The organism is Qipengyuania algicida, from assembly GCF_009828025.1.
Classification (GTDB): domain Bacteria; phylum Pseudomonadota; class Alphaproteobacteria; order Sphingomonadales; family Sphingomonadaceae; genus Qipengyuania; species Qipengyuania algicida.
The window spans coordinates 1-24,880 of sequence record NZ_WTYA01000017.1 but is presented as its reverse complement, the minus strand read 5'-3'; the positions used below and the strand labels follow the sequence as shown (position 1 = coordinate 24,880).

At 54.9% G+C, this 24,880-nt stretch carries 31 protein-coding genes; 13 read left to right on the top strand and 18 right to left on the bottom strand.

What is annotated here, in order from left to right; genetic code table 11:
• Nucleotides 1-278: 278 nt before the first annotated feature.
• Nucleotides 279-614 (bottom strand): DUF3969 family protein, encoded by a 336-nt coding sequence (locus GRI58_RS15135; protein ID WP_160754452.1) that lies wholly within the window; start codon nt 612-614, stop codon nt 279-281.
• Between the two features lie 237 nt (nt 615-851).
• Between GRI58_RS15135 and GRI58_RS15130 the strand changes: the two genes are divergently transcribed.
• The gene (locus tag GRI58_RS15130; protein WP_160754451.1) at nt 852-1,232 is read left to right on the top strand and encodes a hypothetical protein; all 381 of its coding nucleotides are present in this window, start codon (nt 852-854) and stop codon (nt 1,230-1,232) included.
• 69 nt (nt 1,233-1,301) lie between these two features.
• On the opposite strand, the gene GRI58_RS15125 is transcribed toward GRI58_RS15130, so the two are convergent.
• Complete coding sequence (locus GRI58_RS15125; RefSeq protein ID WP_160754450.1) at nt 1,302-1,586, bottom strand: hypothetical protein; 285 nt, start codon at nt 1,584-1,586, stop codon at nt 1,302-1,304.
• 170 nt (nt 1,587-1,756) lie between these two features.
• A complete protein-coding gene (locus tag GRI58_RS15120; protein WP_160754449.1) occupies nt 1,757-2,020 on the bottom strand; it encodes a hypothetical protein in 264 nt (87 codons plus the stop codon).
• Between GRI58_RS15120 and GRI58_RS15750 the strand changes: the two genes are divergently transcribed.
• Complete coding sequence (locus tag GRI58_RS15750) at nt 2,014-2,463, top strand: hypothetical protein (protein WP_237452353.1); 450 nt, start codon at nt 2,014-2,016, stop codon at nt 2,461-2,463. The two genes, GRI58_RS15120 and GRI58_RS15750, sit on opposite strands and share 7 nt — an antisense overlap.
• On the opposite strand, the gene GRI58_RS15110 is transcribed toward GRI58_RS15750, so the two are convergent.
• The gene (locus GRI58_RS15110; protein WP_160754447.1) at nt 2,446-2,595 is read right to left on the bottom strand and encodes a hypothetical protein; all 150 of its coding nucleotides are present in this window, start codon (nt 2,593-2,595) and stop codon (nt 2,446-2,448) included. The two genes, GRI58_RS15750 and GRI58_RS15110, sit on opposite strands and share 18 nt — an antisense overlap.
• A gap of 13 nt (nt 2,596-2,608) precedes the next feature.
• On the opposite strand from GRI58_RS15110, the gene GRI58_RS15105 reads away from it, so the two are divergent.
• Complete coding sequence (locus GRI58_RS15105) at nt 2,609-2,845, top strand: hypothetical protein (RefSeq protein WP_160754446.1); 237 nt, start codon at nt 2,609-2,611, stop codon at nt 2,843-2,845.
• Nucleotides 2,846-3,587: 742 nt separating this feature from the next.
• On the opposite strand, the gene GRI58_RS15095 is transcribed toward GRI58_RS15105, so the two are convergent.
• Complete coding sequence (locus tag GRI58_RS15095; protein WP_160754444.1) at nt 3,588-4,091, bottom strand: hypothetical protein; 504 nt, start codon at nt 4,089-4,091, stop codon at nt 3,588-3,590.
• A gap of 337 nt (nt 4,092-4,428) precedes the next feature.
• Here GRI58_RS15095 and GRI58_RS15090 point away from each other — a divergent pair, with 337 nt between their 5' ends.
• The 7 genes from GRI58_RS15090 (at nt 4,429) to GRI58_RS15060 (ending at nt 10,262) form a co-directional block, all read left to right on the top strand.
• Nucleotides 4,429-5,001, top strand: coding sequence for a hypothetical protein (locus GRI58_RS15090; protein ID WP_160754443.1), 573 nt, complete (start codon nt 4,429-4,431; stop codon nt 4,999-5,001).
• A gap of 69 nt (nt 5,002-5,070) precedes the next feature.
• Nucleotides 5,071-5,598 carry a hypothetical protein gene (locus GRI58_RS15085; RefSeq protein ID WP_160754442.1) on the top strand — a complete coding sequence of 176 codons (528 nt, stop codon included), beginning with the start codon at nt 5,071-5,073 and terminating at the stop codon, nt 5,596-5,598.
• Between the two features lie 2 nt (nt 5,599-5,600).
• The gene (locus tag GRI58_RS15080; RefSeq protein WP_160754441.1) at nt 5,601-6,269 is read left to right on the top strand and encodes a hypothetical protein; all 669 of its coding nucleotides are present in this window, start codon (nt 5,601-5,603) and stop codon (nt 6,267-6,269) included.
• Complete coding sequence (locus tag GRI58_RS15075; RefSeq protein ID WP_160754440.1) at nt 6,266-6,769, top strand: hypothetical protein; 504 nt, start codon at nt 6,266-6,268, stop codon at nt 6,767-6,769. Before GRI58_RS15080 ends, GRI58_RS15075 begins: the two co-directional genes overlap by 4 nt.
• Nucleotides 6,770-7,520: 751 nt before the next feature.
• Nucleotides 7,521-8,042: a hypothetical protein gene (locus GRI58_RS15070; RefSeq protein WP_160754439.1), complete on the top strand. Its 522-nt coding sequence runs from the start codon at nt 7,521-7,523 to the stop codon at nt 8,040-8,042.
• A 271-nt stretch (nt 8,043-8,313) separates the two neighbouring features.
• Complete coding sequence (locus GRI58_RS15880; protein ID WP_160754438.1) at nt 8,314-9,504, top strand: DUF6161 domain-containing protein; 1,191 nt, start codon at nt 8,314-8,316, stop codon at nt 9,502-9,504.
• 32 nt (nt 9,505-9,536) lie between these two features.
• Nucleotides 9,537-10,262: a toll/interleukin-1 receptor domain-containing protein gene (locus GRI58_RS15060; RefSeq protein ID WP_160754437.1), complete on the top strand. Its 726-nt coding sequence runs from the start codon at nt 9,537-9,539 to the stop codon at nt 10,260-10,262.
• 224 nt (nt 10,263-10,486) lie between these two features.
• Here the strand turns inward: GRI58_RS15060 and GRI58_RS15055 are convergent, their stop codons facing one another.
• Together GRI58_RS15055 and GRI58_RS15050 are read right to left on the bottom strand one after the other, a co-directional pair.
• Nucleotides 10,487-11,272, bottom strand: a complete 786-nt coding sequence (locus tag GRI58_RS15055) for a hypothetical protein (protein ID WP_160754436.1) — start codon at nt 11,270-11,272, stop codon at nt 10,487-10,489.
• 213 nt (nt 11,273-11,485) lie between these two features.
• The gene (locus tag GRI58_RS15050; protein ID WP_160754435.1) at nt 11,486-11,878 is read right to left on the bottom strand and encodes a hypothetical protein; all 393 of its coding nucleotides are present in this window, start codon (nt 11,876-11,878) and stop codon (nt 11,486-11,488) included.
• Between the two features lie 146 nt (nt 11,879-12,024).
• Here GRI58_RS15050 and GRI58_RS15045 point away from each other — a divergent pair, with 146 nt between their 5' ends.
• On the top strand, nt 12,025-12,909 hold the full coding sequence (locus GRI58_RS15045) for a DUF4253 domain-containing protein (RefSeq protein WP_160754434.1): 885 nt from the start codon (nt 12,025-12,027) through the stop codon (nt 12,907-12,909).
• Between the two features lie 97 nt (nt 12,910-13,006).
• Here GRI58_RS15045 and GRI58_RS15040 read toward each other — a convergent pair whose 3' ends face one another.
• Together GRI58_RS15040 and GRI58_RS15035 are read right to left on the bottom strand one after the other, a co-directional pair.
• Complete coding sequence (locus GRI58_RS15040; RefSeq protein WP_160754433.1) at nt 13,007-13,486, bottom strand: hypothetical protein; 480 nt, start codon at nt 13,484-13,486, stop codon at nt 13,007-13,009.
• A 192-nt stretch (nt 13,487-13,678) separates the two neighbouring features.
• Nucleotides 13,679-13,924 carry a hypothetical protein gene (locus GRI58_RS15035; RefSeq protein WP_160754432.1) on the bottom strand — a complete coding sequence of 82 codons (246 nt, stop codon included), beginning with the start codon at nt 13,922-13,924 and terminating at the stop codon, nt 13,679-13,681.
• A 660-nt stretch (nt 13,925-14,584) separates the two neighbouring features.
• Between GRI58_RS15035 and GRI58_RS15030 the strand changes: the two genes are divergently transcribed.
• Nucleotides 14,585-17,524, top strand: coding sequence for a MobA/MobL family protein (locus tag GRI58_RS15030; protein ID WP_160754431.1), 2,940 nt, complete (start codon nt 14,585-14,587; stop codon nt 17,522-17,524).
• A 56-nt stretch (nt 17,525-17,580) separates the two neighbouring features.
• On the opposite strand, the gene GRI58_RS15490 is transcribed toward GRI58_RS15030, so the two are convergent.
• Nucleotides 17,581-17,835, bottom strand: a complete 255-nt coding sequence (locus GRI58_RS15490) for a hypothetical protein (protein ID WP_202387015.1) — start codon at nt 17,833-17,835, stop codon at nt 17,581-17,583.
• Nucleotides 17,835-19,082, bottom strand: a complete 1,248-nt coding sequence (locus GRI58_RS15025; RefSeq protein ID WP_160754430.1) for a Y-family DNA polymerase — start codon at nt 19,080-19,082, stop codon at nt 17,835-17,837. Before GRI58_RS15025 ends, GRI58_RS15490 begins: the two co-directional genes overlap by 1 nt.
• A gap of 66 nt (nt 19,083-19,148) precedes the next feature.
• Between GRI58_RS15025 and GRI58_RS15020 the strand changes: the two genes are divergently transcribed.
• Nucleotides 19,149-19,757, top strand: a complete 609-nt coding sequence (locus tag GRI58_RS15020) for an SOS response-associated peptidase family protein (protein ID WP_237452352.1) — start codon at nt 19,149-19,151, stop codon at nt 19,755-19,757.
• Between the two features lie 62 nt (nt 19,758-19,819).
• Here the strand turns inward: GRI58_RS15020 and GRI58_RS15015 are convergent, their stop codons facing one another.
• From GRI58_RS15015 to GRI58_RS14985, 7 genes are all read right to left on the bottom strand, one after another.
• The gene (locus tag GRI58_RS15015) at nt 19,820-20,149 is read right to left on the bottom strand and encodes a hypothetical protein (RefSeq protein ID WP_160754429.1); all 330 of its coding nucleotides are present in this window, start codon (nt 20,147-20,149) and stop codon (nt 19,820-19,822) included.
• Nucleotides 20,150-20,250: 101 nt separating this feature from the next.
• Nucleotides 20,251-20,547 (bottom strand): hypothetical protein, encoded by a 297-nt coding sequence (locus GRI58_RS15010; protein ID WP_160754428.1) that lies wholly within the window; start codon nt 20,545-20,547, stop codon nt 20,251-20,253.
• 632 nt (nt 20,548-21,179) lie between these two features.
• The gene (locus tag GRI58_RS15005; RefSeq protein ID WP_160754427.1) at nt 21,180-21,551 is read right to left on the bottom strand and encodes a hypothetical protein; all 372 of its coding nucleotides are present in this window, start codon (nt 21,549-21,551) and stop codon (nt 21,180-21,182) included.
• Between the two features lie 167 nt (nt 21,552-21,718).
• Nucleotides 21,719-22,072: a DUF6717 family protein gene (locus tag GRI58_RS15000; RefSeq protein WP_160754426.1), complete on the bottom strand. Its 354-nt coding sequence runs from the start codon at nt 22,070-22,072 to the stop codon at nt 21,719-21,721.
• Nucleotides 22,073-22,187: 115 nt separating this feature from the next.
• A complete protein-coding gene (locus GRI58_RS14995) occupies nt 22,188-22,721 on the bottom strand; it encodes a hypothetical protein (RefSeq protein WP_160754425.1) in 534 nt (177 codons plus the stop codon).
• Nucleotides 22,722-22,982: 261 nt separating this feature from the next.
• Nucleotides 22,983-23,378 carry a hypothetical protein gene (locus tag GRI58_RS14990; RefSeq protein ID WP_160754424.1) on the bottom strand — a complete coding sequence of 132 codons (396 nt, stop codon included), beginning with the start codon at nt 23,376-23,378 and terminating at the stop codon, nt 22,983-22,985.
• Nucleotides 23,379-23,778: 400 nt separating this feature from the next.
• A complete protein-coding gene (locus GRI58_RS14985; RefSeq protein WP_160754423.1) occupies nt 23,779-24,153 on the bottom strand; it encodes a hypothetical protein in 375 nt (124 codons plus the stop codon).
• Nucleotides 24,154-24,880: the final 727 nt, after the last annotated feature.

Here is a 24,880-nt window from a genome sequence, read left to right as displayed (position 1 = left end):
GCTCGAACCTAGGACCCGCTGATTAAGAGTCCATAGAAATGTCAATATTTTCAAAGCTCATTCCGACATTTCACCCTTTGTTCCATTCTAGGAATATCAATTGCTTACAGCTTTTGTCGGAATGATATTCTGCTTATCATCTGCAGAACTTCCCTGCATACGCCGCAGACTAGTTACTTCATCGGCTCAAATGCCGTCGCGTCGGAAAGGTGCCAGATTAGGCGTTATCCAAACCCGTTGAAATCCGCGTTGCAACCCCACCAAGTCCTCTATTGCTCTTAGTCGAGCAATCGCAGGCACGGCATCCATCGAAAATCGTTCGGCGGGTCGAAGGTCTGGAGCGGCATCGCCGCGAGCAACATTCTGCATCGCTCGGCGGCAGTCTCCATTTCAGCCTGCCAATCCTGTTCGGTGCAATTCTCGGAGAGATATTGATATTCGTCCAACTCCGCAATGACATCCACTATTTCCGGGGAAATCCCGAAGGCTTGCATTCGCTCGACGATCTGAGGAATTCCGATCGTGTAAAACGCCTCGTCCTGATGAATTGCGCGCTTGCGCAATGCCTCGATAAATCCGAGCGCCACCAACAAGAGTGCTTTCTCAGTTGCCAATACTCGTTGATCTATGGTCATTAATGAGGCGCTATTTGCGCTGTCTTAGCCGACTCTCGGCGACGGTAGATGATGTCCGCTAGCTGGTGAGCCAACTGGGCATCGCTATCACACAACGCGTTGAGCGTTCAATGCGGTTACACTTGCTCGCTTCGCCACCATTGACACTTGAACCACGCTGATGCTGCCGGTTGCCTTGTTGCAAGTGAACGTCGACTGCCGCCTTAGGTCGGCCCAGTGCTGACCATCCGCTTCGCCCAACATCGCAGACAAAACAGCCTGACTGCTGTCGACAACATTGCGGTCATGGCGTCGCTAATTCAGAATGCCTTGATGAACCTTCCTCCGTACAAACCCGACGAGCCTCATTGGCTTCAAATTGAGCGTCGTCGCAGATTCAATGACGCTGGTCGGGAGATTTGGTTCAGTCGCATCCTGTGGAGTTACTTTCCCATCCACTGGAAAGGATTCGCAGTCACGCTCGTGGGAATAGCTCTCACACTCGTCACTTGTTTCCTCATTGACCGCGACATGTCAGGCATCTTTGCCGTGCCTATGCTTGCGGGAATTGCGATCATGATTTGGATTTGCGAGCGACATTCTCCGACGCGCTCTTAGGTCAGCTAACCCCAACAAGCCCGCCATTTCGGCCTGTCAGGACACAACAACATTGCGGACATCAGTGAGTCAGTGCTCGGTGTTGGGCTCGTCGATCAAATGCCAGCCTCTATCGTCAACGGCGACATAAGTTGAATAGCGTTTCCACTTGCCACGGACTCGCTGCAGCCAGCGACATTCGGCCTCGGTCGGTTCGTCAGCTCCAAAGCCCTTGCAGGACAGGCGATGGAGGTCATCAGCTTCGACGTGCACGCCGACATGCTCGGAAAGCGCCTTGGCAAACTCTGCAGGAGTTGGACCTTCTGAAGCGGCGCCAGCGCTCCCAGCCAGCAGAAATAGTGCGAAGATACCCATGCTCTCTCCTTACTCTCCTGGTGACTGCTTCCCCCAACATTGCAGACGCTCGCGTCGTTCGGTGGTCGCTCTACAAGCGGACTGGCAGCTTCGATAACTTCGAACCCAAAACCGGACCAGCAGCAAGCGACCCAATTGCGGACCTTGCAAAGCTTTACAGACGCTGGATGTTAAGCGTCCCACCATGCACCATAGATCAATATGCGCCGCAGCGGGTCAATCGCGCTGATCGCTAAGATCACCAGCATGAGAAGAGCAACCCAACGTGTTCGGCGGCCTGCAAATCGGATGCCCAAAGTCGTGCTCACCACGGCGAGGAAGAAAAAAACCGCCCAGCGGTGAAGTAACCAGCCATAATGTGGCGACGCCACGAGATTAACTAAAAATGATATTGCCCCCAACATCACACCTATCGAAAGCAACGTAATTGCCACGCGAGGATGCGGACGATTATGGATCAAACACATCGAGAATACATACCTTGGTACAGCCACATGCTCAACGTCCGCTTCCCCAACAATCCCGCCATTATGGCCTGTCAGGACACGACACAGTTGCAGTAACTCAATTATCTGACGATACTGCCACAATGGGTAACTTCAAAAGCGACGATTGGAAGCTTTCATTGGAGTTGGCTTTGCGCGGTGCTGTCTATGTCATTACTGGCGCTGCAACCCTCGCACTTCTAAGCGTGTGTGGGTTCGCTTCGTTGATTGCAGTTGGCGGAACGGGCGGCTTCACTTCAAGTCTTCCGCCAGAGCATCCGGCATGGTTCGGGCTCGCCGCGGTCATTTGCATTGGGGTCGTATTACAATGGGCTCTCATCCAGTTGCATCGCTATTTGCTGTTGCGACTCGAGTCAGCTTTCGACACCTAAGCCAACGTCAGCTTCCTCCACCTTTCCAGACGCACTGACCAAGCTGGGATGGACAACATTGCGGACATCAGCTTTCCAAAGTGATTGCTTAAATTTGCTCGGATGAATTCCTTGAATGTATTCCTCCTTCATGCGACAGTTCTGAATGGCAATTTTCAAGAATCTTGAAGAAAAGGTGGTCGTTACTAAAGGCCACCTTTTAGCGTGGCGCGCATTCGGGACGATATTTGCGGGTAATTCGATCATTTTAGCTGGAATGCGGTTTGAGGGATGGTTCGGTACGCTCGCAGTCCTTTTCGGCGCTCTCTTCGACATTATTGGGTTGGTTATGCTGCTGGCATCCTACCGTCATGTTTCGATCAAGCCTGCATCTCATATTTAAGAGCTGATCCGATTTGTCTCGTCACATATCTATTGTGGCAGACAGCGAATAGCCGCTCCCTCCAACATTCACGACATTTAATGCGTCGCGCGAACGCGCCAAAAGCCGACACAGCAACTAATCGCATTTCTTCCCTGAAAGTTGCCTGTCAGGACACGACCCCAATTGCGGACGAGTATCACTATTGTATCACCGGTAACAGACTGACGTGGAGGGAATATCGATGCTCCTTATCGCACTTGCTGTCGCATCCGCTCAAGCTCCACTACCTCTAGAATGGGCGTCGTTCGGTCGGACCGCTTCCAATAGCCACGTCAGCGAAACCGTTGAGATTGCCACAAGCCGGAACACGGGTGCCGACCAGTTTCAATATGAATTGCGTTATACAAAAAAGAGCCGCGGAGGAGAGATCGAAACTAAGTGGGCGGATAGCTTAGAATGCCCATCTGTTCGATCCGTAATTTATAGCATGCGTAATATTCAAATGCCTAGACCGGCACCTTTTGGTGCTCCCGGAGAGCCTATGGGCGTGAGCCTAGATGGCACTCGATATTTTCTGATTGCCCCATCGACATATGAGATGGGTAAAATCACCATTACGTCAAACGAGCCTTCGCCACTCTCAAAATGGGTCGATTCCGCACTGCAGCAACTCAAAGCGTGCTGGAAGATTGTCAGAGATCAATAAAAAGGAGACGCACGCGCATCGTCCGCTAGCCCCAACATTGCGGACTTAAGATAGCTACGAGCGAATGCGCCGCATGACAGTCCTTATTATTACAAACAGGCCACCCAAGCCACCCGCGAGATAGCTGGTTGAGTGCGCCCAAACATCAAAGGAAAATGCGGCCCACAGTTGCTTGGGAATTACGTCGCCCCAACCATTTGGCAAGGCGATAACTTCTGTTGCGACAAGGGATGCTCCGATGATCCCTGACAGCATTGCAGCGCAGCCAGAGAAGAGCATCAAGAGCACTATAGGCCGTCGCAATTCCGAAAGCCCCAGCTTTGCACTACGCCCCGTCCGTGCTGCGGCTGCCAGAAGAATGCCGAGGGGTAGGCCAACCCACCATGTCGCAATGATTCCCCACCCGATAGCAAGCAAGAATGGGGACTGTGTGGGAAAAACTGGAGGGTGAGCGATGGTGAAATATTCGACGCAAATATGTGCAGTGACTTGATCGTGCAAAACGCCGTAAATGATGGACGCCAAGGTGGCGAAGCCGACAATCTTGAGAGTCTCCAAGCGCTCGCTCCCTATTCGTAACTTCCAATACGCAATATCAGCGCCAATGTCCTCTTCCCCCAACATTCCGGCCGATTAGGTTACGCCAAGCGCTGCCGAAAACCGGACGTAGGTTGTCGGATCAGCACACATGAATGAATGGCCGCTAGGACGAGGAAGAGGAAGTTCATCCACTGGACCGCTCCGGCCACCTGCCGAAAAGCGCCGCCGGGCGCATTTCGATCCGGGCAGTAAAGAGTAACTTGGAGGTGCGGGTCAGTGGCTGACACCGGAAGGTGAAAGATCACTGAGGCGCGCCTGGGTCATCAGCCTCCCGCGCGCCGCCTGAGACTGTTCCATGACCTACCTCAACAAATATACCGACGAGCGCTATGTGCTCGCGGAGAACGCCTGCCAGAACCTGGCAAGGCTTGCTGGCCTCAAGCGTATTACCGATGTGCTTCTGCTCCCGGATAGACTGCGCGAGGGCTATCGCTCGCCGATAGGCGATCTGATCCTGCAGCCGGCGATCGACCTGCAGCAAAGGCGTTTCTTGCGAGCGGTCGAGGAGACGCGGATCGACCTGCTGCTGGTCGAGACGGGACTACCCAGAGGGCAGGCCCCACGCTTCTACATCACTGTGCTGCTGCCGCGGCGCGGCACCATCAGCCAGCACCTTGGCATGCGGCTGTGGCTTGGCGGTTCAGGCGAACCGCATCTCATTCCTGAGCCCGAGAACGATCCCGCAGCGACGCAGTCCTTCGCCGTTGGCCAGTGGCTGAGCGAAGTGGGAACGCCATGGGCAGACGATGCCGATCGCCATGCCGGCATCGAGCGGGCCAATGCGCTGCTGCTGGCAAACGCATGGTCAGCGCCGCCGAGCGGCGCAGCTGATCCCATGAAGGAAAAGGAAGCTCGCCGGGTAGGCTGAGCAAGTTGATGAAAATCAGTGGAAGCCGCCGCTTGGCCGGAGCGGCTTCACGCAAAAGGACACAGTCCCATGATAATACAAGATATCGAGCGCCCGGCATCGGGCGAACCCCTGCTGCTGCCAGTCAGCCACCACGTGCAGAGGCGGGAAGGCAACTTCCTCTACGCCTCGGGGCTGATCGGGAATATGCCACCGCAAGAATTGGCCGGCGCTCTGGCAACCGGCTTCATCCCGATACAAAAAGCGGGAGTAGGGGTTGCTGCCACTGTCTGCGACCGACCGCTCGTCTTCAACGAATGCGAGCTTCTGGCCCAGGCCTTCGCCATGGACCTGCTGCTCATGCGCTTCGACCCGATCAGCGGGGTCTCCTTCGATATCCTGTTCAAGGGCGACGAAGAATGGCTGTGCCATTACGTCGCCTGGCGCAGGCCGATGATGGATCTCTGGCTGATCCCGACCCTCGTCAGCGGGCCTTACATCCATATCGATGGCAAAGGCCTTCATCCTCAGGTTACGCCACCGTTCTGCAATGTCCGTGACCGCGACACCGGGATCATCCGCGCGATCGAACATCCCTCGTTCAAGGGGGAGCGCTAATCATGGCCAAGCGCGTAACGAGCAAGACCTCCACTGCGCTGGCGATCGTGCCGATATCGCAGCCCGCATCGGTTCCTTCGGCCGACCCTGTCTCGGAGCCGGAACTGGCGAAGCCGCGCGTGTTCATCCACGACGTTTGCACAGACCATCCCGACCTTAGCTACTCTCGCTATTGGTGGGACCAGAAGCACGACCGCGAGGGCATCACGCCCTGGATCGCAAAGAAGCTGTGTCCGGGCGATGATCCCATCTTCGGTCATGCGGCCAAGGCAGAGGTCCTCCTGCCGCCAACGGCGCCGTCCGATTACATGGATGTGCACTTCCTCACGTCCCAGTTCGATCGCACCCTGCCATCGTTCGAGAAGCACGCCATGGTGCAGATGAAGCTCTTCCTCGATCAGCAGGAAGCCTGGCACATCGGCTACGAGCGTGTACGCAGCTTTGCTCGCGCGCACTTCGCCGCCACCCATCCGGTAATCCTGATAGCCCATGTCCCGCAGATCGTGGGTCTCGAGGGCAATGGAAGCCATGTGCACTGCGTGGTGCTTTCGCGCGGCATAAATGTGAACGGGTTTACTCCCGCCTGCACGACCCTTTGCTCCGACCGGGGCTATCGCAAGGCGCTTGCCGCCTGGCGCAAGCATCTCAAGGCAGAGGGGAAGGGCGCATGAGCGCGAATGACCAGCAGCAAAAGCAGCCTTCTCGGACTGCTGCGCGCCATCTTGCCGAGCGGGGCGAGGAGCATATCGCCCGGGTACAGGCCACGGTCGATCTGGCCAGGGCGATGCTGGCATCGGGAGAGGTGAACACCTCTCCCGACAACTCCCACGGCATCAGCTTGCCGCCCTATCCCTGGGAGGTCAGCGAAGTTCGATCTGATCAGCCCAAGCGGGTCTGGTATGCCAGCGTCGAGAACTTTGCGACCGGGGAAGGGCATACGGTCTGCTTCGCGGCCGGGCGCCATCGTGATGAGGACGAGTTCAGGCGGCAGCTCGCTGGAGAGATGGGGCGAGGGCTGGCCAATACGGCTTCAGTCAGTCTTGATGTCGACGAGCTGCCGCTCGCGGCCACGTTCCTGACCGATGGTCTCAAGGCCAACTTCGCCCACATGGGGCAGGGCGGGCCGGCGGTCATGACCTATTTTGGCAAGTATTACGCCAATTACACATGATCTCATCGCCGGATGTCAGTTTTGCGCCCCAATTTCGGCCATTCGAGGTCTGCGCGCTGCGACCCGAAAGCTGCCGTTCTTTCAGGATGATCGGGAGGGCGGCTAAGCGCCCTAGAGTCGGTCGTTCAGCCGGCCGCTCGCTGACCCTAAAAGCGGCCGTTCGTCCAGCAGACGCTGGTTGGCGTGACTGGGGGAGACCCACCGGTCCGCTTTAGGGCATCGATCGCTGCAAATATCGTTCGTTCAAATAACGTGGCACGGGGCCGCAGTCCGTTGTCAGGGGGAATGCGGCTGGTTCGCTTTTCGACTGGAGCTTCATCTTGGCGGACGTTCGTTTGCGCAAGTCGGAGCGACAGTTGAGTGTGTGGCGAAAGTTGGCACCATCAGGCTCGGGCTGCTCTGTAATCTGGTCGCTGTCGCAGGCGACCCGACCACGCCTATATAAGTGGTCGGCGTGTTATAGCCGGTGATGAAAGGTGGCGTCATTGTGGTGCAGAAGGGCAGTCTGAGGCGAATTGAGCATTTTGTGATCGTGGCAATGCTACTCGCGTCGGGGGCGTGCAGTGACGGGGTACCGACAACGCCGACGAACGAACCATCCACAGCGCACCATGCACGACAGAATGCAAGCACAGCGCAGCCTGCGGTTAGGGCACCCGCTAGTCTGATCCCCGCCGCCAGAACCGATACTGGAGGTTCGTCGATACGCTCGTGCGCTGCCGAGATCGGTGCCGCGGCGGCAAAGGTGCGCGTGGACGTTTGCCGGGACGTATCACCGGCAACTCATGAGCCTTGCAACGCAGCCAATAGCTGTGCGCTGATCGAGGACGAAATCGCACGAAGCTGTGCGCTGTTCGACGGTGATGGCGCGCCGATGAAAGGTTGTGGCACCGACCCGAAGGGCTCGCAGGCGGCTGCTGACGTAGTGCGACGCTATTACTCCGCGATCGATGCACGAGACTACGCCACCGCCTGGACGCAATGGGGCGACGATGGACGACCCGGTCAAACGTTCGCAGCGTTTAAAAAGGGCTTTGCCCACACGCGTTCGACGCGCGTGTCGGTTGGCGCACTCAAGCCAGGCGAAGCCGGGGCGGGGTCAATCTACCAGGAAGTGCCTGTCACGGTCGAAGCGACGCTCGACGATGGTACGCGGCAGCGTTTCGCAGGCACGTATGTCATTCGCCGGGTCAACGGCGTGGATGGCGCATTCGCGTCGCAGCTTCGATGGCACATTGATTCTGCGGTGCTCAAGCCTGCTTCTGGAGGCTGAAATGCCTCTGTCACTTAACGACGGCCGATATGCGCTCATCTCGGACATAGGGCGCTGATTGCCATCTATACGTCGGGATCATGACTCTACCTCACGCCCTCCGATCCCCTGTCATCGCGATGGCCCGACCGCGCCGCCCGGCCGTCGTGTTGGCCCGCCGAAGCGAAACCGCTGGCGGGCCTCTTTTTGTCCTAATACGGGGAAATAGTGCCCCTCCTGATTGCAAGCCCAGTTGCCTCCGCTTTATCAACGAGCTCGGGAGGACTTTCGTGTGGCGACAGAAGAACTTACTTTCTCAATTGGTCCAGATGGAAAGGTAACAGTTCGATCTTTCGATGAGTTGCTGCGCTGGATCGAAAAAGAACGCGCAAGTTGGTCGTGGCTAGTTCGGGGTGATGGCAGCGTTGATCGACACAACATCGCGACCAATGTTCAAAATAATTGGGACAATATCATTGCCAACCTTCACAATCTCAAAAACAATGGAAGTTCGCTAATAGATGCAACGCCCCATCTTTCTATCCTCAGTGGTCACCCTTTGCTGGTTTCAACCACTAAGAAAGGTGGAACAGTATTAGACATAAGGGAGGCTGCCGGTGATCAAGCGGCGGCTTTCGCTTACGGTCTTCAATCTCAGCAGTTCAATTTGCAAAATATGCAGATCGAAAGCGACTTTAAGGGTGCATTGCTTTCCATATTTCCGAATTTAGCCGATGACTTGATGTGGCATGAACGGTTGAAGCAAGAGCGGGTCAACTTCAAGAACGCCACTCGCAGTGTAATCGAGCGGGTTGATAAGGAAGCTGACGAACGAATTGCAGCAAACATCCAGCTTACAAAGAGGGCATCTAAGATCGCGAAGCGCATCTTCGACATGAGGCGCGATAGTTGGACGCGCGCCCAAACTCTTTGGCAGCAAGGCGCTACAAACGCCGTGGCAGACATTAACGCGACGGACGCGGCCTACAAAGAATTCATGAAGCTCAAAGCGCCAGTGGAATATTGGACCCAAAAAGCTAAAGATCATGGAGTGCGCGAAGACGCAGCTCGCTATCGCCTTTATTTATATTTCCCTATCACCTTGGTTTTCATGTTAGTTGCGTTCGTTTGGGTCGCGGATTTCTTAATAAACCATCCTGATACGTCAGCGAGTAAGGCGCCGTTGGCACTTTATTTCGTGGTTTCGGGCGGACTCATCTTGCTGTCTTCAATCGCCTTTTGGATCGGCCGAATTTTGACAAAATTATATTTGAGTGAACATCACCTTCGAAATGATGCCGAGGAGCGAGCGGTTATGACAACGACTTATCTTGCACTTACGAATGATGGGTCTGCCAGTGATGCAGACCGTCAAATTGTCCTCAATGCTCTATTTCGAGCCACTCCGGACGGCATCGTGAAGGACGACGGGCCCGCAGATGCGAGCATTCAAGGTTTGATAGCGCGAATGGCTGCGCGCTAAAGGATTTAGCTTGGGAATTGGGAGGAGATAATATGGCTAGATGCACCGCTCCGGTAAGGGGGCACCGTTCTTCGGCAGCGGCGGCAGCATGTCCCGCATGCGGGGGGCGCTATAGTCGATCTAGAGGCTATGGCGGATATAGCAGTGGCTACGGTGGCTATGGTGACTATGGCGGTTACCGACCGGCTCCTTCGTCCTCTCCGACCTCTAGCCGGAGCGGCGGGGCCGGTAAGCGCAGTTCCCAGCCGCGCTGGTCCCCGTCGGGCTCTGGTATTTGGTACACACCCGAGGAAGTCCGGGCGCTGACCCCGGTTCGGGAAGCTGTCGAGAGTCTTGCTGTCTCGCAGCCTGATCTCAGAGATGTCTTCTTGTGTCATGCGTGGGACGACCGTCAGGGTTCTGCAAAAGAATTACACGATCTACTTGAGGCCAGCGGGGTGCGCGTGTGGTTCAGCGAGAAGGACCTTGGCCTCGGTGTTCCAATGATGCGGGCAATCGACAAAGGGTTGGTGAATTCTCGGATTGGAATAGTGCTTGTCACGCCTGCTATGCTGCGCCGTTTGCCGGCAGAGGGGGTCGCAGATAAGGAGCTGTCAGCATTATTGCGTCGTGAGCGGCTTGTCCCCGTTGTGCATGGCACCACATACGACGAGCTAGAGAAGGTCAGCCTTCTGCTTGCGTCAAGGGCTGGTCTCAGCACAGCCGAAGAGTCCATGGCCGAAGTCGCTGCTAAAATCGCTGAACTTGTCGCCGCGTAGCCAAGTCGGGTGATACGAAAACTCTATCACCCAACTTTTGCCCTCTAATGCCTGGTTTTTCGTGGGAGCTAGAATCCCTCCCGCTCAAACGCATCTTCCGACCACTTTTTTTGACTGTCGGTCGATAGCTGGCCGATAGCTTGGGTCGCGTATAGGGCACGTGTTCCGCACGTAATCTTGCTTTTAGGAGTAGATCACTAACAGCGGTGTGAGGGACTCACGCTTCATTCTCTGCCTCCCGTTTGAAAGGCTCCATGATGCAGGATCGCAGATAGACTATAGTCTCGAGGTCCGTGTTTTGGGTCTAGGCTAGGTTCAGGGTATTTGCTCAGCCATCCCAAGCGCTTCTCAATTCCCGTCGTCACTCGATCATTAGTAATCTGCACATTGATGCGCTTGAGTGAAAAGCCATTGCCAAAGCTCGCCGCAAGGTCACTGGGATCGACCCGCTTTACGCTTGCGGGGTCGTTCAGATCGGCGAACGTCACCAGCATGGGATAGTCGGCACGGCGCAAAGTAAAGCTCAGCTTGCTCCGCCGAACCGCAGGCCAGAATTGCCGCCAGTCATTGAGAATGGCCGGGCCGAACTGTGCTGACAAAGCCGGATCGTGCTTCACTGCCCGTTCGAAAAGGTGCATCTGGTAGCCAGTCGGATCGCCCCCGCTCTCCGGAGCAAGAAGAGCGAACATCACCCTGCCATCAGGCAGTTCGACCGCCACGGCTTCACCTTTCAGGCCGTAGGAAATACCCGTCATTTCGGGAAGGAGGCTCGGCCCTCGAGAAATGCCGGCCTCAATCACGGAAGAACCCGAACGCTCACCACTGGGCGTGTCGACGACAACTGTCATGCGGTAGCGCATGGTCTCACTCGGGTAGAAATGGTCGAGCACGAACAAAGCGACCGCCAATGCACCTATTGCAATGACAATGCGGAACAATGTGCGCGAGGAAGGAATAAACCTCATATCAGCTTGCAGGAACTTGAGCGTCGATACCGGCCTGTCACACAACCATCCCCCCTCAAGGCCTACTGGTTGCTAGTGATTTGGATCATCGCAACCGGAGCATGCTGGCAGAAACGCTGCCCAAAATCTGGGTTCTAGCGCACCAAAGTTATAAGTTTGTGAGCATGTTATGCCGACGACGGTGATGTCCGCTTTGCTGTAGTGTCCTGACGGACCGAAATGGCGGGTTTGTTGGGGGAAGCTGACGCATTCCCACTCTTAGATTGGCCGAAACCAACCATTCTTGCATCCAGTCGCGTGGCAATCCTCGATGGTCAAATTGTAACGACCATCATCGAAATACCATAGGGTAACTTGAGCAGATTTTTGCCCGTCAATCTCACATTGTCCGCGATATATGGCTGAGCCATCCGACTTGTCATCGGCTTCTTCAACGAGAGCAGCTTTTTCTCCGCAAAGTAGCGACGGCTTAATCTTATCGGATTTGGACCGTGCGAGCATCGGCAGATTACCGCCATTATCCAAAAGATAGCAATTCTCTGAGCTTGAGCAGCGCGATATAGCTTCTCGGACCTTTTCCTCTGTCGGTCGATTGTCCGCGCATCCAGTCAATGCAAAAGCCAGAACAAAAATAAAATGCAGCCCATTCATTTGGTCAGACTAGCGGATCACCGAACGTCCGCAATTGGGTCGTGCCCTGACCGGCCGAAATGGCGGGTTTGTTTGGGGAAGCGGACAAGCTGCTTTAGGATGCATTGAGTGGTAGGCAGGCGTCGATGGTGGCATAGCGTCAATTCATGGGTCATCTATTCAACCGTCGCGAAATCATCGCCGGATCATTGGCAGCAATTGTTGCGGCCCCCAAAGTCGCCCATGGAGGGGAATGGATGCCACCGGATTTTAGTCATCTTCCGCCGGATCGTAGGGCGGAGGCAGAGGCGATGTACGCGCGTATGATGGCTGCATTCCCATATGAACGGATGAAAGTGCCAGGGCCAAACATCGCAGTGGAATGGGAGCGTCTAAGAAAGCTGGGCCGCGGATGGCCAGTGGTCGTAGGCAATGACGATGACGTCGAACGGCTTGCCGAGCAGTACACTATCAACGATCCCAGCGTCTTTCCGGCAATTGCAGCACATCCTCTCATTCCAGCGCCACGCTCACCTGCAGACATTCTCAAATCGGCGGCGTCGATTAACTTCCCCAAAGATCTTTTGCAGTGGCCCGGCGCTTACCGCCCTGAGGATTTGCATGCCGAGGTGGGAACATGGCCAGTCATGCCGCCGGGCCAAACTTTCGAGCCCGATTTCAGCGTTGCTTTCAACTTAACCACAGGAAAGGCGTATGACAGCGTATACGTGCTTTTCATTCCCACCGAACACAGTTGGGAGATACCAGCATACTTGCGCTGGGGTGACTGGAATGCTTGCCCACCAGCCGAATATCATGTGGCAGCACTGCGACGGTGGCACGATGCCTATGGCCTCGAACTTGTCGGGATCAATGGTGATCGAATGGACACTCGCGTGACCAAACCTCCGGTGCAGCGGGCGGAAGCGCTTTCCGTCGCCACTGAAATTTACCACTATTGCCCGGACATCGTCGACCAGGGGACTGAGACACTGTCCACATTGGCTGGCACCATGGTGACTGGCCATTGGTGGAACTTCTGGTGGGATTGAAGGCACGTTTTCGGGACGTCTCTAAGGGCAACTAAAGTTGTCGAGCACAGTCGGGCTGTTTTGTCTGCAATGATGGGGGAAAGCTGCCGGTCGGTTTTTAGTGCAACGAGAGCGCGGCGAGTTCGGCCCGATCTGCAGAAGCGACAGCAGACCACCTCCTCGACTGGCCGCAGGAGTAGTTCACCCACAGGGAGTTCCTTACCATTGGCGGTTCCGACGCGCTTCGAGGGTTGGGCACAAGAAAAAGCAAATAGTCGTCGCCAACGTCGGTTTTGCCGCTTTCGTTATCGAGGTAGAAGCCTCCACTATTGCGCTCCGTAGAAAAGGCAAACTGATCCGGTAGCTCACCCTTGAAACGCCGAACGACCTGCAACCGATATAGCGTCCCGCTCCCCTCGCCATTTTCCCAATTGCTAGCCGAGAGCACCCTCGCACGAACGACCCAGCGAGCTTCCCGATATTCCTGTCTTAAAGTCGTCTTCGCGTAGAGTTCGCCGTTGTGAACGCAAAGCGCGTGCGCAGGGCTGGACATGGCCATCAGCGATGTCGCGACAAGGAGCCACTTCTGCAATTTCATCCCGGCAAGTTAACACCGCGACAAATGTCTGCAATGGTGTCGTGTCCTGACAGGCAGATTTCAGGGAAAAAATGCGATTAGCTGCCGTGTCGGGTTTCGGCGCGTTCGGGCGACGCACTGAATGTCGTGAATTAGGGTGGAAAATGGACGTCCCATCTCTTCACGGCAGGCGTGACGGACGGCGAACTGCTGTCAGCCGTGAGCGACCTCCCGCCGGAAGAACGCCCACCAAACAACCAACAGTCCTAGGAGGGTCCCGGCGATTGCTTCCACGGGCAGCGTTTTGATTCCAAATGAACTACCAAGCAGGAACGAGAAGGCGCAAAGGCGAGCTTGACGCTCGACGAGCCTCGTCATCAAGATGGCCTCTATGAGCTTGGCTGCAAGCACGATGCAAACAAGCGCTATCAGAAAGTTGGCGACAAACATAACACTCACCGGTCCACTCCCCGGACACTGCGTGGATCGGAACAAGCATCGCAGCATGGGGAACCGTCCGCAATGGTGTCGTGTCCGGAAAGTCCGGTTTAGGCTTGGAAAACTGTCAATGCGGACGTTCGACTAGGTTTTGACCCCCACAGCGCTTGGACGTCTGCTTTGGCCCGATGCCACCCCAAAACCTGTCAGTCAGCAAACGGCCCAGGTAATGACGTAATTTGCCGCGTGAACGGACGACCTCTTACGAGAAGAGAGTTTGGGATGTCGAACGATCGCTTTGTCGGCGCCAGCCGAATCATGCACTGGTTCATGGGAACGGCAGCTTCACCAATCTTTGTGCCTGAAACCGGACAGGTAGGACAGATGAGGTCCGAGATCTGCGTCATGAGCGACCACGCAGGTTAGTTTTCTTGGGGAGCATGAAATTTTAGGCGCAATAACGCTAAACTGAGTTTGGTCACCAAATTCAGTTTAGTTGCGGTCTTCGCCTATTCAGGCATTCGACGGTTCGCAGAGGGTCCGGCTCATACAATTTGGCAAGCATATGCTTGGGCCCATACGCCGAAATCGGCTCGGGGTAAAATAAATGTGAGAGGGGTCTTGTTTTGTTCCTTCCCGGTCGGCCAAACTATTCACCAGAGCAACAAATGGTGAAAGTCAATGAAGATCAAAACAACCTGTCCGATTGGCCACTGCTCGGCACGCTTACGTCAAGCACTGGCCATCGAAGAAGAGGAAGCTCTGTGCCATAGGGTACGTATTCGGCGGGAGGTAAAAGATGAAAAGCGCTCGCGGAGTAAACGTTGGACAGCTACCGCGCGCTTTGATGTTCCCGCACCATATCGACCATCCAGATTGGTTTCACCGGACGGTCGAGTGAGCTTCCATTTTTCTTTTGAGACTGTTTCAAAAGCAAAGGGTGGAAAATCAGTTCTCACCGGGGGTTCGCGCACTACGCTGCTTTCGACCTCGGCGATCTGGGACCACGAAAGCTACATTACGCGCGAAGGCGCAGTTCCAACGATTTCTGCGGCACTCTACGAACAATATGTTGAGCGCAGTCGCATTTGCGATGAATCCGCAGGTGTGACCGCTGCCATTATCAGCAACATCAGTGACGATCCGGCCGAGCGTAAAAAGTTTTGGAAAGCTGTGCAGGAATGCGAGCGCCAGGCAGGCGAGGATCGTTTGGCCTTTTATCCTAACGGACTTCCCCCCACTTCATGGCTCAAGCTTGCCGGTTGCGATGACCTTACTGCCGAGGCGAGGGCGATAGCCAAGCAGCTTGGTAACGCGCCAGCGAAGGCTCGCAAAAAGGTTTTCCTGACCGTGAGTGAGAGTCAGGCAAAAGCCACAATCAAAGCAGCTCGCCAAGCTCTTGGTAGCGAGTTTTCGCGGAAGGCAATCATGATATCACGAGCGCGCGCTGGTCGAACTCAGTATCGGCTAAACGGTGAATTTCCCGATGCTATCGATGCGGCCGCACGCCTTCGTATATTGGTAAGTTTCTGTGAAGAATTGAAGCGACTTCGCGTGATGTACACAGCAGTAATTCACGAGCCTGATGAACACAATGATGAGCGAAACCATCACTTCCATATAGCGATCTATGACCGGCCTTGCGCGAAGATGATTGGCACGGATGTGTGGGATTTTGAGTACCGGGTGAAAGTGCCGGGCCAACATAACCGGTACAACTTTCCGGCCCGTCAGAAGAAGATTACGCTGTTTTCTCGAGGCAGCTCCGGCAAAGATTTTCGCGACCAAGGCAAGTCGATGATTTTCGCTTTACGCTCGCGCTTCGCCGATCTGTGCAACGAGGAACTGCAACGCATAGGTAGTACTCGCCTCTTTGATCCCCGAACTTTTGCCGAGATGGGGATCGATCAAACCCCAACACGACCGTTGGGACCTAAGGCAGCTCCTCTCGAGGCAGCTGGAATCCCGACCGTCACCGGCATGACCAATGCCGAGATCGTTTGGTCTGCTGAATTCGAACAGGCGAAGACTGCCTGCGAACTGAACGCAAAACGCCGCAGCAAGCGATTGCATAAAACCGAAGAGACCATCGTATTGGCGAGCGAAACTGGCAACGCGGAAATCGCTCGCAAGCTCGAGCAACTGGTCGATCGCGCGAGAACGAAATCAGAATTTCTGGACCGGCACGAGCTCAGTCTCGAAGAGTATCGCGTCACACTAGAAATGGCCTGGTCGCGATCAGATAAAACAGAAGAGACTTGTGATCGTATTATCAAATCCCTTGAGCGCGGTGGCGGAACCAAGGCTGATCGACGAGACGAAAGCCTCATTCGCAGACGTTGGGATGAGGCAAGCGAATTCGCCGATTTCATCCACCAAATTCACCTCGAGAACAGCGCCACAGTAGAATCGATTGCCGGGCAAGTCCTATCGGCGCGCTCCGAATTAGTCTCTATTTACAATGATATTGCGCAGACGCGCATCGAACTGGATGCCGAGCTTGCAAACCCGGTTGCCAATCGAATGGCTGCCGAGGCGTCAATTCCTCATCACAACGCAGGAGAGATCGAACCGCGCGAGGAGAGGTTCCGCCAGCTATTTGAGAAAATATTGAACGAGCTGACTGTCATGGCGCCAAGCGACGCAAATGGCGTTTATACAGTGCCTGGCATCTCGCGCCAGGATCTAAAGCTCATTACCGACGATCGTAACAAGGCAAGGGCCCAAGCCCGGCTTGCAAGTATCGCCAAGCTCCAAGCAAAGCGGGTTCGGCAAGCGCTCGAGCTCCAGGCAAAGCATGGTCACGATGGACTGGCGGCACTTGCCGGAACTCATCATACCGTCGATCGAGCACTCCATCACCTCGAGGTTTATAAGCGCCATCCGCTAGTAGTGGCCACCGCGCAGATAGACAAAGCTTGCGATGTTGCGGACGCCGTTTGCAATGATGAGCCAACGATGGCCATCTCTGTAAAGCCGGTTGTGGTCGGATCTGATCACCAAACAGATACCCCAGGAGAGGAATCGCAGCCCGCTAAACTCCAAACGGTTGAGCGTAATTGGGTAATTCCAGATCAGTCCGAGGACCGACAAAAAGGTATCGTCGAGTTTGCTGACTTCATCAGAACCGACAGCGGGGTTAAGATAGCCAAGATTGACGGTCGTTTGGAGGTCGATTTCTCAGCCGCCGATGGTGGCGAACGGATCAGTAAGATCTGGGCTGATGAGCCGGAAGTACTCCAAGCAATACAAGATCGATATTATGCCGAGGAAGCACGAAGATGCCCAGAATCGGAGATCGTGTATCCTGAGGCGGTGTTGGAATTCGACTACAGCTATGAAAATGATTTGAGCTGCGAGCGGATAACGATTGCCCAAGTGATGGACCTTCATCCTTGTTACGATGCTTCGTATCAAAATGCTGCCAATTCCGCGTCTAATAGCGAAAAACAGGATGACATTGCCTCTCAAATGGACCGGGAATCGGCGCCTAATAGCGATCAACCTGAGTGCGGTCCCATGGCCGTGGAACCAGATCGCGTACCCGTGGTAGGCACGGCTCAAAGAGTTTCAGAAGAAGAACTGTGGTACTATAATAATGGTGGAGGAGTTGGTCGCTGATTGACCATCCATTGGTTCCTGGTGGGGAGGGGGTGCTGTCTCTAGTCTCACCCTACCTACGCCATCCCGCCAACAAACCCGCTGGTCTGACTCTTGTGCATCATCGCCAGCCGCATGCGGCCCTTGCAACCGAGCACCCGGCACCGAGACCGGCGCTCGATCTGATCGATATAGAGATGCCCGGCATGACGCTCATCCACGAGATAAGCGCGGGTGAGATAGCGAACATGCCCACAGGATCGGCAAACCGCTTCCAGTTTGCTGTCAGAGGGCAGATCGGCAGCGCGAAGCTTGGTCTTCCAGCTGCCCATCACCAGAAGTCCTCGGCGCTGGGAATGCGCGTGTAGCTGATCTTGCCGCCGATGTTTTCGAGGTTCTCGCGCGGCCAGAACCCGACACTGGCAACCGTCTTGCCCCATTTGTAGTTGAGCAGGTCGATGGCGGTGTTGATCGCCTCCCATCGCTGACGCTCGCTGTCATCGGCCAGCAGGAAATCGAGTTGGCGGCTATTGGCAGGGGATAGATCGAACAAGGTGACGCCGATCCGGTAGATTGTCGGTCGACGTTGAAGCTGGGAGGAGGCTTGCTCCCACAGCACCTGGAACTCGCTCAATAGTGCCTGGTCGTCATGCACGGTCGGCAGCAAACGCCTGCCCGACCAGTTGCCGGCGTTGTGATCGAGCCAGAGCCAAATCCCCGAGCAATAATATCCCTCCCGCCGCAGCCTGCGTGCCGCCTTGGTCAGCAGGACAAGGCAGATCCCGCGCGCGCCATCGAGCGAGCGGCATTCAGGGGGAAGCACGCGGCCATGGCCGAACATCCCCCGTTTGCTCTCCGGTGCCTGTATGTCGTAGCCGTGCAGGGCATACCAAAGCCGCTCGCCGGTGACATTGCGCCATATCTTGCGCATCTGCTTGGGCTCGGTCTCGTAGAGATCTTGTGTCGAGTGGATACGGCTTCGCACCAGCCGCTTGGCCATATTGGCGCCGACGCCAGGGATGTCGCTAAGCGGCACCGTCAACAACGGTCCCGGCATGTCGTCCGGGTACCAAATCGTCACCCCATCGGGCTTGTCCTGCTTGCAGGCGATCTTGGCTAACTGGCGATTGGCAGCAAAGCCTATCGAGCAGGTGATATGCTGCCCGATGTTCTCGGCAATGGTGCGCTTGATCGCTTGGCCCAGATCTTCAGGGCGATGCCGTTGGTCTGGGTCGACCTTGCAGGTCAGCTCGTCGATGCTCTTGATCGCATCGATGGGAACGACGCTTTCGATCTCTGCCAGCAGGGCATTGTGCGCGCGGCGGTATAGGTGCGGCTCCTGCGGCACCAGCACGAGTTCAGGACACGCTGCCATCGCTTCGCCCACCGGCATGACATTGGACAGGCCGAGCGCCTTGGCTTCCTTCGAACAAGCAATGACACACGATGCCTTGCCACCGGAGAAGGGCACGATCCCGACCGGACGCCCGCGCAGCTCAGGACGCACCTGCTGGGCGACCGAGGCGAAGAAGCCGTCGAAGTCGAGGTAGAGGCGTTCGATCTGAGTGGGTTTGCGCATGTCCTGTTCCGAATCGAGAAGCGGAACATATAGCGAACATAAAGCAGCACTTCACTTGACATTTGCATGGCGAGCGCCGGAAACACGCTACCCATGTGCAACCACTACCGAAATCTAGAAAAGCAGATGCGCGAATGGGCCGCGATCGAGAAGGCCAGCTTTGCCGATCTGGAAGATGTGCCCGACACGGATGTGTGGCCAAGGCGCGAAGCCTATGTCGTGCGGCAGGAAGGCGGGCAGCGCATTGTCGAGACGATGACCTGGGGCGTGCCGCTGACAATGAAGGGCAAGCGTCCCGGTTCACCGGTGACCAAGCACATCACCAATGTGCGCAATCTCAGCAGTTCCTTCTGGCGCTCGATGCTGGCGACGCCTGCACAAAGATGTCTGGTTCCGTTCACCGAGTTTGCCGAACCCAAGAAGGGACGCGAGGAATACTGGTTCTCGGTTCCCTCACGACCTGTCTCGGCCTTCGCGGGCATCTGGCGTGAGAGTGAAGTGGGCAAGGTCTTCGCGTTTCTGACGTGCGAGCCCAATGCGCTGGTTGCGCCGCTTCATCCCAAGGCCATGCCGGTGATACTGGAGGAAGACAGTTATGAGGCGTGGCTGGTTGGTGCTGAAGCCGAAAATCTGGTGACGGCATTCCCTTCGCAGCTTATGGCTGTGGCAAGATAGCTACGTCTGAAATTGGAAAGCCTGACTGCTAGCGATAATGGCCGCTTTTTGGGGAGAGCGGACTATTCCGCCTCTCTTCTCGGTCTGGTGGTATCGGTTGCGGGGGGACGATTAGCCATGCGGCGTATTACGGTCTTGCCACCTGACAAAATTGCCCCCTCAGCTAATCCAATCAGCGCTCCGCAAAGCCAAATTACAGGCCCTGACTCGACGAGGAAAAAAGCCAGCGCAAAGAGGACGAAAAAGGCGATCACAACAGCGGCCAAGGCCGTGAGGGCCGATAGCGCCCAAGAAAGTCGGTAAGGTCTGAATACGCGGCTTAGCAATGCAGTTGTCGAAACAGCGATCGCCATAGAAAACAAGACCGCGAGCACAAATGAGGTCGCGCTCATTTTTCTCCTCCCTACAAGCTACAACACTGGCGCAAGATATGGACGTCCGCAATGTTGTCGAACACAGTCAGGCCGAAATGGCGGGTTTGTTGGGGGAGCGGTCATTCGGGTAGCGGGAGCCTTTCCGCGATCGCCCGAAATTCTTCCATGGTTGCACCCGTCGCGGCGGGCAAATCTTCAGCGTAAAACGCAGGTCCACATGTGAGGTGGACCAAAAGGCCCTTAATTTTCGACAAATCATCGCGGGATAACTCTGGACTTGGGATCACTTCGAGGACACTTTGAGCAACGAATTCGGATAATAGCGAAACGTTGGGCGCAACAATTACGATTTCGCCTTGTCCCTCAAGCTCGAGTAAGGCCTTCCTTATAGCTTCTGTAAGCTTGTCATCGGTCATAGGGAGAGACTCACATAGGACGAGTACGTCAGAAATGTTGGGGGAAGCGGACGTTGAGTCTTAGGGTTTTACTTCGAAGACAGCACAGGAATGTTGCGCATCGGAAATCCTAAGGTCGCAGGTAACGCGAACTTGTTTGGGATGCCACGATCCGGTCCAGCGGACCCCGCCGACTATGGGGTTACCGTTTCCATCAAAAAGCCGAATTTGCAGGCTCTGCGGTCGATCCTGAATTGTGCCAAACTCTTTCCGCGCTGCCCTGCTAACGCAAAGAGACCCAACCGTCTCGCAGCTTGAAATTCGGCGACCCGGACCAAGAGGCCCCCCAAGAAACGGGTCGCTACCTTCCTCACTGTAGATAAGCATCAGGGAAGGGCTCAAGTTGTCGTTGTCAGCAGTGCGGACGTCCACAACAAATTCTGGCATGACAGGACGCCGCGTTTGAACTGTTGCGTAGGCAGTGCCGCCGATTAGAAGCGCTACTACCATTGGAATGCCGAGATTGATTGCGTGTTTCACAGCTGACCCTCAAAATCTAAGCCTAACCCTAATGAAAATTACGATGTCGGCAATGGTGTCATTTGCTGACAGGCCGAAATGGCGGGATCGTTGGGGGCAGCTGCGATTAACCCCTATTGTTTGTTGATCCGGTATCGCCGCTCCATTTCGGCGAGTATCGGCTCGAAATCATCTAGTGCGCGGGACAAGACTTTCCTAGCGGCCTGCCGATCTCTGTAGGCGATGCAATCCGAGGTAACGACGAGTTCGTCATCTTGAGACTTTTTATCGCCCTTGGCGGCGATCACAGAAATCAGTTTGGACACCCTACTGCCAAACCGCTTGTCAAATCGTCGCTCCTGATCTTCTCTCAGACTGCGATTGCATAACTTGGCACCGGAGGCGCGGTAGGAGGCCCAATAAACCTCGCTTGGCACTTTCAGCATTTCAATCTGCTTGGCGGGGCCTAAATCGGATAAAAGCACCGCCATCAATAACAAGCTCACTACTTGCTCCTGTCAATCGAGAATAGACCGGCTATGGCCGATGACTGCCGATTATAAGCTCTGCAATCGTCACCCTCATCGCAATAATGCATTGAGGTGCTTAATGTCCGGTAAGGTGTCGTGTCCTGACCGGCCGAAATGGCGGGTTTGTTGGGGGAAGCTGCCGCTCAGCGCTCAGCGGGTTTCGGCTTGATCTGAACGTATATTTCGCTCGGAGCACCGTCGAAATACCGAAGGAGCGCAGGACACAACCAACCCTCCGCATCGAGCTCGTCTGAACGATAAACATTGCCCTCACGTTCTTCCCGCTGCCATGAGAGTCTATATTCGCCGCCGGGAAAGGGGTGCGCAGAAAACACCATAACAAATCCCTTTTCTGCGTCGGCAATGTCCGCCGTAATTTGGTCGATCATCGTATCGGCGCCACCGACGAACGGCTCTTCCTTCAGGCCCACGCGATCATCGTCGAAAACCCACATGTCCAAAAACTTGTAGGGGGCAATCACATTTATCGCGTTCATGGTTGCTGATCCGCTAGTTTGAAGAACATGCATGGCAATTAAGTCGAATGTCCGCAACTGGGTCGAATGCAGTCAGGCTGAGATGTCTGCGATGTTGGGGGAAGCAGAAGGTCAGCTAATGGATCTGCACCGAAAGGCTGCGAACTACGGCAATGAGTTTCGCATTTCTTTTGGAGTAGCGTTCATAGTCACACCCGAGCTTGGCGAGGTAATGTTGATCAAAACCGTCGCCTACCCAGCGAACGTAGATCGCTCCGCGATCCGTCACATATGGCACACCTTCAGGACAGCGTCGGTTTACCATTTCCTCGATGCTTTCGTTGGTTCTAGGCACAGCTTTCTTACGGAACTCAGCGAGACGAGCTTCAATTTCCTTGAAGCTTTTAGGCTTGATGCGAAAATCCCCCACAGTCGGCTCTGGGGTTGGCCCAGATCGCTCGAAAGAACCTGAGCCAGTCCGCGCGATAGTGATGTCCAGACTTTCCCAACCAGACTGGCGAACCTCAATCCGCTGCACTGGTCCGTCGGCAACGCTCGGCCCGCATCCAGCGAGCAAGAGTGCAGGAATTAGATGTCGAGCGTTCATGGCTTTGTTATAATACACGAGCGGAACGTCCGCTATTGGGTCTATTGTGTTGAAAAACTCCATCGCCCGTTTTGGTCGGCAACAATAGAATTTGGATGCATCTCTCGACACAGCAATGATTCAAGCAGCGAACTCACTCTGTATCATTGTTGCCAGAAGTTAGGCTCCAGCTTGGCGGGTCCGACTTTTTCAACAGAATAGGGTCGTGTCCGGAAATTCCGTTTTCAGACCAAAATCGTGAAAAGCTGCCGTTCACGTGAATGACTGACCGCTTTCGGGGATGCAAACGAATTGCTGGAACGACGAGAATGTCGGGGGAAGCCGTCATTCCCGCTCGGCAGTTTCAACTGCGCTCGCGAAGACGACCAATGCGCACCTCTCCTTCGCCTCACATGGACCGGTCAGGTGCAAATACTGAGGCGATTGCTCCCCTAACTGCATCAGAACTTCACCCTGCAAACCATCGGTCTTGATTTCCGCATTTGCGCCCGAAACTAATGCCAGCTTCTCGCCAGTTCCGACCGCAAAATCAGGGAAGTCACCGACATAGATACCGAAGCGCGCATCTTGCCACTCGACTTGATAAAGGTCGAAGTCGGCGGGTTGCTGGTGGCCGACAATCTCAGCATCGGTAGGTAAGCAGAACGCATCTAAGCACGATTGAGGCTCTTCTGCGCTACATCCAGACAGCAGCAAAAGGCTCAGTAAAACGGCACGCATTCGGTTATTTTGCAGAGTTGACGGATGTCCGCAATGGGTCGTGTCCTGACCGGCCGAAATGGCTGATTAGTTGGGGGAAGCGGACGGAGTGACGCCCGCCGATGCCTACTTCGGCAGGGCACCCACGATCATCAAGCGAAGAGAAAGGATCAAGCGAAAGATCATCGAACATCGGCGCTTGCAACACCGCAAGCTCGCCGCCTAAATATCAATCCCAGACGAGCTCAACACTCCGCAATCCTACGCCGCGAGTTGTTCCAAATGGTCTGACGACGGACATGTTTCTTCGTCACCGGAGGACAGGCTGACCGGAGCGTATCCAGAATATGTGGCCCATCCTCGTGGAGACCAAAATTGAAGTACCCATAAAACAGATGCTTTCGTGATTTTACCCTCCAAGTCAACGAGATATATTTATATACTCATAGTCTGAATACGGATTTGTGACATCTTTCCGAACGAATGATCCGAATTTGTTCTTGTAGTATTTAAAGCAAATTTGCTTTTCTAGATTAATACATACACGGTCAAAAGTAATGATATATGGGCCTCGAGGCGACCACGGCTCAGGACCAAAAAATCGATATTCTCCGTCCCGACTATAAAGCTCCCCCGGGGGGTCTTGCCCTTGTGCAGCTTTAGGAACTACCATGGCTCCTGTAATGGTGTTTTTCAACTCGTCGCCTTGCATTATAGAATACCCGTCAGGAATCGGCTTACTTTCAGAGGCATTCGTTCCGGCAGCAAAGATCATGATCGCAAAGCTCAACGACATAAAAGTATTCCTATTATCTGTGATTTTGGATATTAAATTGTGCAATTATAGAAATGTTACATCTCCCGCGCCGCGTCATTGTGCAATGTTCGTAAAGGCTCTAAAAGGTAAGATAAAATGATCCGCCGTCCAATGCGAATGCCCGCAATCCTACGCCGCGAGTTGTGCCAAATGGTCTGACGACGGACAGTCTCTCGGCGGTATTTCCGAGTTCGCAAGTAGGGTCACATAGCCACTATCAGAGTCTATGGTAGGAAATGACCGTCAGTTCCGAACCCAGTGCATCGCGAATAACGTAGTAAGCCCTATCATGCGGCTTTTCGCGAAGCTCAATCTCAATACCCTGAAGCACAGAGTATTCGCTTTTGTTTTGTAGTTCATTGCAACCCGGTTCGTCCCGCTCGCAGTCACCCTGGCAGGCTCCGAGCAACCCAACTACGATTATCATTGTCGGTGGATTCAGAAAGCGCATCCGGACCACTTAGTCCAATCGGCGATGACCGCAATTGGTCGAACTAAGCCACATAGCTTCGTCGCCAATGTTGGGGGAAGCGGACGTCGTTCAGCAAGCTCAAAATATCGATACGATGGGCCTGCCATAACACATCGGTATTGATCGATCGATTAGCCCAGCTCTTGCGAACGGTGCCGCATTCTGTCCAGTCAATGGCACAAACAGCGCAACCCCAAGAGAACAACGCTCAATTGCACCGTCAGTGCGTTTGGT